The organism is Streptomyces sp. NPDC057638, from assembly GCF_042800315.1.
In the GTDB taxonomy this organism is placed as follows: domain Bacteria; phylum Actinomycetota; class Actinomycetes; order Streptomycetales; family Streptomycetaceae; genus Streptomyces.
The window spans coordinates 1-7,845 of record NZ_JBHVHF010000332.1 but is presented as its reverse complement, the minus strand read 5'-3'; the positions used below and the strand labels follow the sequence as shown (position 1 = coordinate 7,845).

General features: G+C 73.7%; 6 protein-coding genes. 5 read left to right on the top strand and 1 reads right to left on the bottom strand.

Going from position 1 to position 7,845, the window contains the following annotated elements:
• Positions 1 to 678: 678 nt before the first annotated feature.
• From ACFVIM_RS29930 to ACFVIM_RS29910, 5 genes are all read left to right on the top strand, one after another.
• Complete coding sequence (locus ACFVIM_RS29930; protein WP_384307833.1) at positions 679 to 1,761, top strand: helix-turn-helix domain-containing protein; 1,083 nt, start codon at positions 679 to 681, stop codon at positions 1,759 to 1,761.
• 164 nt (positions 1,762 to 1,925) lie between these two features.
• Positions 1,926 to 2,174, top strand: a complete 249-nt coding sequence (locus ACFVIM_RS29925) for a hypothetical protein (protein WP_384307839.1) — start codon at positions 1,926 to 1,928, stop codon at positions 2,172 to 2,174.
• Positions 2,175 to 2,539: 365 nt separating this feature from the next.
• On the top strand, positions 2,540 to 4,279 hold the full coding sequence (locus tag ACFVIM_RS29920; RefSeq protein WP_384307830.1) for an enoyl-CoA hydratase-related protein: 1,740 nt from the start codon (positions 2,540 to 2,542) through the stop codon (positions 4,277 to 4,279).
• Positions 4,280 to 4,783: 504 nt separating this feature from the next.
• Entirely contained in the window at positions 4,784 to 5,299 is a 516-nt protein-coding gene (locus ACFVIM_RS29915) for a DUF2165 domain-containing protein (protein WP_384307836.1), read from the top strand.
• Positions 5,300 to 5,605: 306 nt separating this feature from the next.
• Positions 5,606 to 7,036 (top strand): polysaccharide lyase 6 family protein, encoded by a 1,431-nt coding sequence (locus ACFVIM_RS29910; RefSeq protein WP_384307828.1) that lies wholly within the window; start codon positions 5,606 to 5,608, stop codon positions 7,034 to 7,036.
• 57 nt (positions 7,037 to 7,093) lie between these two features.
• On the opposite strand, the gene ACFVIM_RS29905 is transcribed toward ACFVIM_RS29910, so the two are convergent.
• The gene (locus ACFVIM_RS29905; protein WP_384307825.1) at positions 7,094 to 7,693 is read right to left on the bottom strand and encodes a class F sortase; all 600 of its coding nucleotides are present in this window, start codon (positions 7,691 to 7,693) and stop codon (positions 7,094 to 7,096) included.
• Positions 7,694 to 7,845 lie beyond the last annotated feature (152 nt).

Below are 7,845 nucleotides of genomic sequence, written 5' to 3'. Positions count from 1 at the left end.
CTCACGGTGCCCGGGAGACCCCCCGTGCCTCCCGGGCACCGTGATCGCGGCGGCGGCCCTCCGGCCCACCGGAGTTCCCCACGGCCACCGCCAGGTTCCGGTGCGGATCACACGGGCGGCGCCGTCCGACCACACCACTGGTGATCATCAGGCTCCCCCGGACGCGGTGTGCCCGCGCCGATCCGCCGGATCACCGCCGTCGGCCTCTCCCGCTGACGGACGGTCACCCCGGACTGCCGTATCACCGCACCACGGCCCCGCACCGGATGAACGGCGCCGACCGGCCCAAGAGGGGCCTGGCATACCCGACACGCACAGACACGTGTCCTCCTCGCCGTTCCATGGAGCGGGGCCGCTCGGCGCGGCTGAGCCCCAGCGTTCCTGGCGGCGGCGGGAAGATCCTTGTCCTGGCTGGCACAGCTCTTGTCACTCCCCGCACAGTGCCGCCGGGAAGACCCCGCGGGCGAGGGGCCGCCAGCGGCACCGGCGGCACCGCCCGCGGCGGCCCGCCGCCGTACCGCCCGCACGGACGCGCGGCAGGGGCCCGGCGGCCGGGACCACCGGGGGCGAAGCGCCCCCGTACCCGCTCACCACCACCCCTGTCCTGCGGGAACTCCCCTGAATCCACGACGAGTTGACGACGCCTCCCCCTCCCTCCCGGCAGTCGGCTGTCCTACAGTGAGAGCCGGTGAATTCGCGGCGGAACAGATCGGCGGGCAGGGCCGAGGCCCCCTGCCCGGGGAGGTCGGACCGGTGCTGGAGAAGGTGTTCGACAGTCAGGAACTGCCGACGGCCGAACGGGAAGACGCCTGGCACCACGTCACCGGTCACGCGCTGACCGTCGACCGCTCCGTCGACTTCCGCGCCACCCTCCAGGTGATCGACCTGGGCGCCGCCCAGGTGAGCGCCGTCACCTACTCACCGCTGAACTCCCTGCGGTCCGCGACATCCATCCGCCGGGACGACCCCGAGATCCTGTCCGTGGCCCTGACCGTACGGGGACACAAACTCCTCAACCAGAACGGGCGCCGAGCCCGCCTCGACGCGGGCGACCTGGTCGCCTACACCTCCGTGTGGCCCTACGAGGCCAGCACCGACGTCACCGGCGTCCAGGAGGGCACGGCCGCCTCCATCGTCGCCGAGGTCCCCCGGACCCTGCTGCCCCTGCCCGCCAACCAGATCGACCGGCTGCTGGCGACCCCGCTCCCCGGGCGGGACGGCATGGGCGCCCTGCTCTCCCACTTCCTCACCCACCTCGTCGCCGACACCAGCCCCTACCGTCCCGCCGACGGCCCCCGTCTGGGCGTGGTCCTCCTCGACCTGATCACCGCGCTCCTCGCCCACCACCTCGACGACCCCCCGATACCCTCCGAATCCCGCCAGCACGCCCTTTTCCTGCGCATACAGGCCTTCGTCCACCAGCACCTCGGCGACCCCCAGCTCACCCCCAGCACCATCGCCGCCGCCCACCACATCTCCATCCGCTACCTCTACAAGCTCTTCCACCAGCACGGGCTCGCCGTCGCGGAGTGGATCCGCACCCGCCGACTGGAACGCTGCCACCGCGAACTGGCCGACCCCCGGCTGCGGACCGTGCCCATCCACGCCATCGCGGCCCGCTGGGGCTTCACCGACAGCGCCAACTTCAGCCGCGCCTTCCGCGCGGCCTACGCCATCTCACCGAAGGAATTCCGCGCGCTGGCGCTCGCCGCCACCGTGCTCACCGCACCGAAGGCACTCCCGGCCCGCCCGGAGCACTGACGCGCCCCGGACCGGCACCGGGCACCCCCGCCACTGTCAGTGGCGGCTGAGAGGCTGCGCCCATGAACGGTGCGGACTCCCCGAACGGTACGGACGACGACAGCGCGAACACGGTGAACGCAGCGGACACGGCGGACAGCGCCGATGGCGCGGACGGGCAGGTGATGCGCGGCCGCGTCTACGGCCGCGACCACGACGACCCCGGCCCCCGGCGGGGACAGCGCTACGCCCAGCTGGTCGGCGGCCCGCTCGACGGACTCCTGCTCGACATCACCGGCTGGACCCCCGACGAGATCACCACCGGCGCCGCCCTGGAGACCGCACTCGGACGGTACGGACCCGGTGGACGGACGCTGTACGCACCACGCCCCGGCGACCCGCACCGGTTCGACTGGACCGGCGACAGCCGCTGACGTCCCGCCAGAAGAGTGCCCCTCGCGCCCCATGGCGCCTCCGTACACGGTCCTGCGGTAAGGTGATCACATCGCTCGCGCCGGTGGGAACACCGGAAGCGGCGCACGCGTTGGTGGTCCAAGGAAAGACACCCCACTTCCCGTGGGGGGATGCAGGTGCAAGGCCTGCCCAGCGCTCCACCGTGAAGGCCCCGGAATCCGCCCAGGAGACCGGGGCCTTCGCCGTACACCCCCGTGCGCAGCCGCCCCGGCGGCGATCGGGTGGAGCGGGACCCACCGACCGGTGTGGGAACGCGAGCGGCGCCGCCCCTCGGGCACCATCACATGGTCGATGGGCGAACCCGACCCCGCGAGGGAGGCCGGACATGCGGATGCTGCTCGTGGTGAGCGCGGTCAACAGCCTCACCCAGAGGGCCTACGCCGAACTCCGCGACCGCGGCCACACCCTGGCCGTTCATATCCTCTCCGGCTCCGGCTCCGGCTCCGGCTCCTCCGGCTCCTCCGGGTCCGCGTCCGACGCCCTGCGCGACGCCGTCCGGCGACAGCGCCCGGACCTCATCATCGCGCCCATGCTCACCACCGCGATCCCGCGCGACGTGTGGTCCGCCCACACCTGCCTGATCGTCCACCCCGGCCCCCCGGGCGACCGGGGCCCCTCCTCCCTGGACTGGGCCATCCACGAGGACGCCACCGCCTGGGGCGTGACCGTGCTCCAGGCCAACGACGTCATGGACGGCGGCGACATCTGGGCCACCGCCCCCTGCCCCCTGCCCCGCACCGGCAAGAGCGACCTCTACCGCAACGAGATCACCGACGCCGCCATCACCGCCCTCACCACCGCCGTCGACCGCTTCTCCTCCGGCCGCCACACCCCCCGCCCCCAGCACGGACCCACCTGGCGCACCGCCGACCACACCCGCCCCCGCCGCACCCAGGACCACCGCCGCATCGACTGGAACCACGACACGAGCGAACACATCCTGCGCCAGCTGCGCGCGGCCGACTCCCGGCCGGGCGTCCTGGACGACCTCCTGGGCCAGGGGTGGTTCCTGCACGGTGGCCACCCCGAGGACGAACTGCGCGGCACCCCCGGCCAGCTGCTGGCCACCCGCGCCGGGGCCCTGTGCCGGGCGACCGTGGACGGCGCCGTGTGGATCGAGCGGCTGCGCCCCCGCCGCCGCCCCGGCGGCCCGCCCACCTACCCCCTGCCCGCGACCCTGGCCCTGGGCGACGCCCTGCCCGCGCTGCCCGACAGCCCGCCACCCCTGGAGCCGCGCCCCGGACGGCGCACCTTCACCGACATCGTCTACCGCGAGGACGGACCCGTCGGCCAGCTGCGCTTCTCCTTCCCCGGCGGCGCGATGAGCACCGGGCAGTGCCTGAGGCTGCGGGCGGCCTACCGCCACGCCCTCACCCGGCCCACCTCGGTCCTCGTCCTGGGCCCCCGGCGGGACGTCTTCTCCCACGGCATCCACCTCAACGTCATCGAGGCCGCGCCCGACCCGGCCCAGGAGTCCTGGGCCAACCTCAACGCCCTCAACGACCTCGTGGCCGACGTCCTCACCACCACCGACCGCCTGGTCGTGGCCGCCGTGCCCGGCAACGCGGCGGCCGGAGGCGTGATGCTCGCGGCCGCCGCCGACGAGGTCTGGTGCCGCCACGGCGCGGTGCTCAACCCCCACTACCGGCTGATGGGCCTGTACGGCTCCGAGTACTGGACCTACACCCTGCCCCGCCGCGTCGGCGCCGCCACCGCCCGCCATCTGACCCGGCGGGCCCTGCCGATGACGGCCACCGCCGCCCGGGACATCGGACTGGCCGACCAGGTCATCGACGCCTCTCCCGGCGCGTTCGCCGCCCGGGTCGGCCACCTGGCGCACACCCTCGCCCGCGGCCCCGGACTCGACGAGCGCATCGCCCGCAAGAAAGCCGCACACGAGCACAGCGAATCGGTCAAACCCCTGCACGCCTACCGCGCGGAGGAACTCGCCGTGATGCGCCGGATCTTCTTCGACCCCCAGGCGCCCTACCACCGCCTGCGGTCGGCCTTCGTCCACAAGGAACCCGCCGTACCACCCGGACCGGCACTCCTGCCCCCGCCCTGACCCCGCCACGGCCCCACCCTCCGTGGTGTCACGGCGAGCCGCTCCCGGGGTATAGTGATCTTGTTGCTCGCGCCGGTGGGAACACCGGAAAGCGGCGCACGCGTTGGTGGTCCAAGGAAAGACACCCCACTTCCCGTGGGGGGATGCAGGTGCAAGGCCTGCCCAGCGCTCCACCGCGAAGGCCCCGGAATCCGCCCAGGAGACCGGGGCCTTCGCCATGGGGGCGGGAACCTCAGAAGCGGCCCCGCCGCACCACCCGGCCCGCCCCGCAGACAAGGCGCCCGCTCCCGCGAGCGCGGGTACACCGGACCCCTGACGGCATGCCGGCCCAAGGCCCCATCACCCCGGGACGGGCTGGTCAGAGCCCAGACGGCATGGCACGATGCGCTGGTCCGGGCGGTCGGCCCGGCTCCGAGGGGAGCATGTGTGACAGGGCAGGTACCAGAGGGTTCCCCGGCGGCGGACCCCGCACCGGCTTCCGGGAGCACCACCAGGGGCGAACGGCTGCTCCGGCTCGGCACCCTGCCCGTCGCGGCCACCGTACTCACCGCCGTCATCGCCGCGTACATGGCCCTGGTGGCGTTCGGGAACATCACCGACTTCGGCACCAACCGGGAGTTCGTCCGCCATGTCCTGGCCATGGACACCACCTTCCGGGACGAGGACGTGATGTGGCGGGCCATCGAGTCCCGCACCCTCGCCGACACCGCCTACGTCGCGATCATCGTCTGGGAGACGCTCACCGCCCTGCTGCTGATCGCGGCGGCCGGACTGTGGGCGACCGGGCTGCGCCGCGGTGAGCTGCGCCGGGCCCGCCAGGCGACCACGCTGGGCCTGCTGATGGTGCTGCTGCTCTTCGGCGGCGGCTTCATCGTCATCGGCGGAGAGTGGTTCCAGATGTGGCAGTCCGCGGACTGGAACGGCCTCGAACCCGCGGGCCGCAATGTGATGCTGGCCGCGTTCGCGCTGGTCGTGATCCATCTTCCCGGCGCCCGGGGGGACGCCGCGGCACCCCGGTAGTCCCATCAGCCGCCGCCCGCGCCCGGACCCGGTTCCGGCCGTGAGCGGCGGCCTCACCCCCGGCCCGTTGTTCCGCCCTGAAGCCGCCCCCGCGCGCATTCTCCGGGGAATCCGGCAGAACCCCGCGCCCGCCGCCCACGTCTGACAGGGCGCCAGGGGCCGCGGCGGCCGGACAGACGGGAACGGGAGGCGCGGCGATGCGCCGCACGGACAGGCCCCGAGGCCGCGGGCCCGCCCCCCTTTCCCCCGCGACCGCCCCGGCGACCCCCGGCACTGAGACCCCTTGTCAGACTCCTTGGAGACACCATGCGACGACGCACCTTCCTCACCAGCGCCACACTGGGCGCGGCGTTCACCGCCGTACCGCTGGCCACGCTGACCTCGTCCCCGGCGTGGGCGGCCGAGACCCGGGTCAGCACCCTGCGTGACCTCCAGACCGCCATCGACGGCGCGGCACCCGGAGACCGGATCGTCGTGGCCGACGGCGCCTACGCCGTCCCCCAGGGCGGTGCGATCCGCGTCACCGGCAAACACGGCGCCGACGGCGCGCCGATCACCATCGTCGCGGCGTCCCGGGGCGGCGCGGTGCTCACCGGCGAGCACGGCTTCGTCTTCAGCGACTCCAGCCACATCGTGGTCAGCGGCTTCGCCTTCCGGCAGCGCGCCACCCTGGAGATCCCGGCGAACTGCCCCCATATCCGGCTGACCCGCAACGACTTCGGATTCGCCGATGTCAGCGGGGTCCACTGGCTGGTCATCCGGGGCAACCACGCCAAGATCGACCGCAACCACTTCCACGACAAGGCGACCGCGGGTGTCTTCCTCGCCGTCGACGGCCCCGGCACCACCGCCATCGCCTTCAAGACCCATATCCTGCGCAACCACTTCTCCGACCACACCTTCCCCGGCAGCAACGGCGGCGAGGCGGTCCGGATCGGCGTCAGCAGCCGGGCGCTGTCCACCGCCGACGCCACCGTCGAGTACAACCTGTTCGAGCGCTGCGACGGCGACCCCGAGGCCATCTCGGTGAAGTCCTCGGGCAACACGATCCAGTACAACACCCTCCGCACCAGCCACGGCGGCATCGTGCTGCGCCACGGCAACAACTCCAAGGTCGTGGGCAACTACCTCCTCGGCGGCACCGAGGGGCTGCGGATCTACGGCAACGACCATGTGCTCGTCAACAACTACTGCGGCGCGCTGACCGGACGCCCCCTGGTGATCGGCAGCGGCACCCTCCGCGACCACCTCGACGGGGAGAGCGCCGGCGCGCGCACGGGCAACGACGCCTGCGACCGCGCGCTCATCGCCCACAACACCCTCGCCTACAACGCCCGCGGCATCTCGGGCGAGTCCCGCACCCACGAGCCCCGCGATGTCACCGTCGCCGACAATCTGCTCGTCGGCGACCAGGGCAGTCTCGTCTCGCTCCAGCAGGCCCCCGGCTTCGTCTGGCAGGGCAACATCCTGTGGGGCGCCGCCTCCAACGGCACCATCCCCTCCGTCGGCTTCACCCGCACCGACCCGAAGCTGGTCCAGGGCACGGACACGGTCTTCCGGCTGTCGTCGACCAGCCCGGCGATCGGCGCGGCGACCCTGACCACCCTGACCCTCGCCGACGACATCGACGGCCACACCCGGGGCACCACCCGTGACGTGGGCGCGGACGAGTACGCCACCACCGCCCCCCTCCGCCGCCCCCTCACCACGGCGGACGTGGGCCCGAACGCCGCGTAGGACCACACCGCGAGAAACCGTCCGTACGGCCCGTACGGCTTTTACGGACGGGTCTGGTCAGCGGGCGGTCGCGGACACCAGCAGGCCGACCTGCTCGGCACCCGCGCCCGCCCGCTGGGACGGCGTCCCGCTCCCGGACCCGGGCGGGACGAGAGCGACGATCCGCAGCTCGCGCCCGTCGGCGTCCGCGGCCGCCTCCGTCACGGTGGGCAGGCTGCGGCTGAGCATCTGGATACGGCCGACGGTGAAGACGGTGGTGGTGCCGTCGGCATGGGTGAGCGTCGCCTTGTCACCGACGACGACACGGGTCAGCGGATACAGCGGGCCGGGGCTCTCCTTCGTCCCGGCCCGGCCGCTGAGGACAGCCGCGCCCCGCGCCCCGGGGACGGCGCTGGTGGTCAGCCACCCCACCCGGTCCTCACCGGGGGCGGTGACCGCCCGGTCCACCGCGGCGGTCAGGGCCACGATCCGCGCCTCCCGCCCCTCATGGCCGCCGCTCTGGTGCCAGCGGAGCGTACGCGGCGCCTTCGTACCGCCGGGCCGGTCGTCCCCGGCGCCGGGCAGCGCGCCGCAGCCGGTCAGGGGCACCGACACGGCGAGCAGCAGCGCCGCCGCCCCCAGCCGGTACGGCATGGACCACCGTGGTGAACGGGACATCGGCCTCTCCCAGCCTCCTCGGACCGCCCCGGGCGGACGGGCCCGGCAGAGCCTAGGACCGCCCACCACCGCCGCCCGGCCCGACGCCCCGGCGACGGCCGGGGGATCGCCCGCATGCCGCACACGCCAGCGGGTCGTGCCCGGCACCTCGC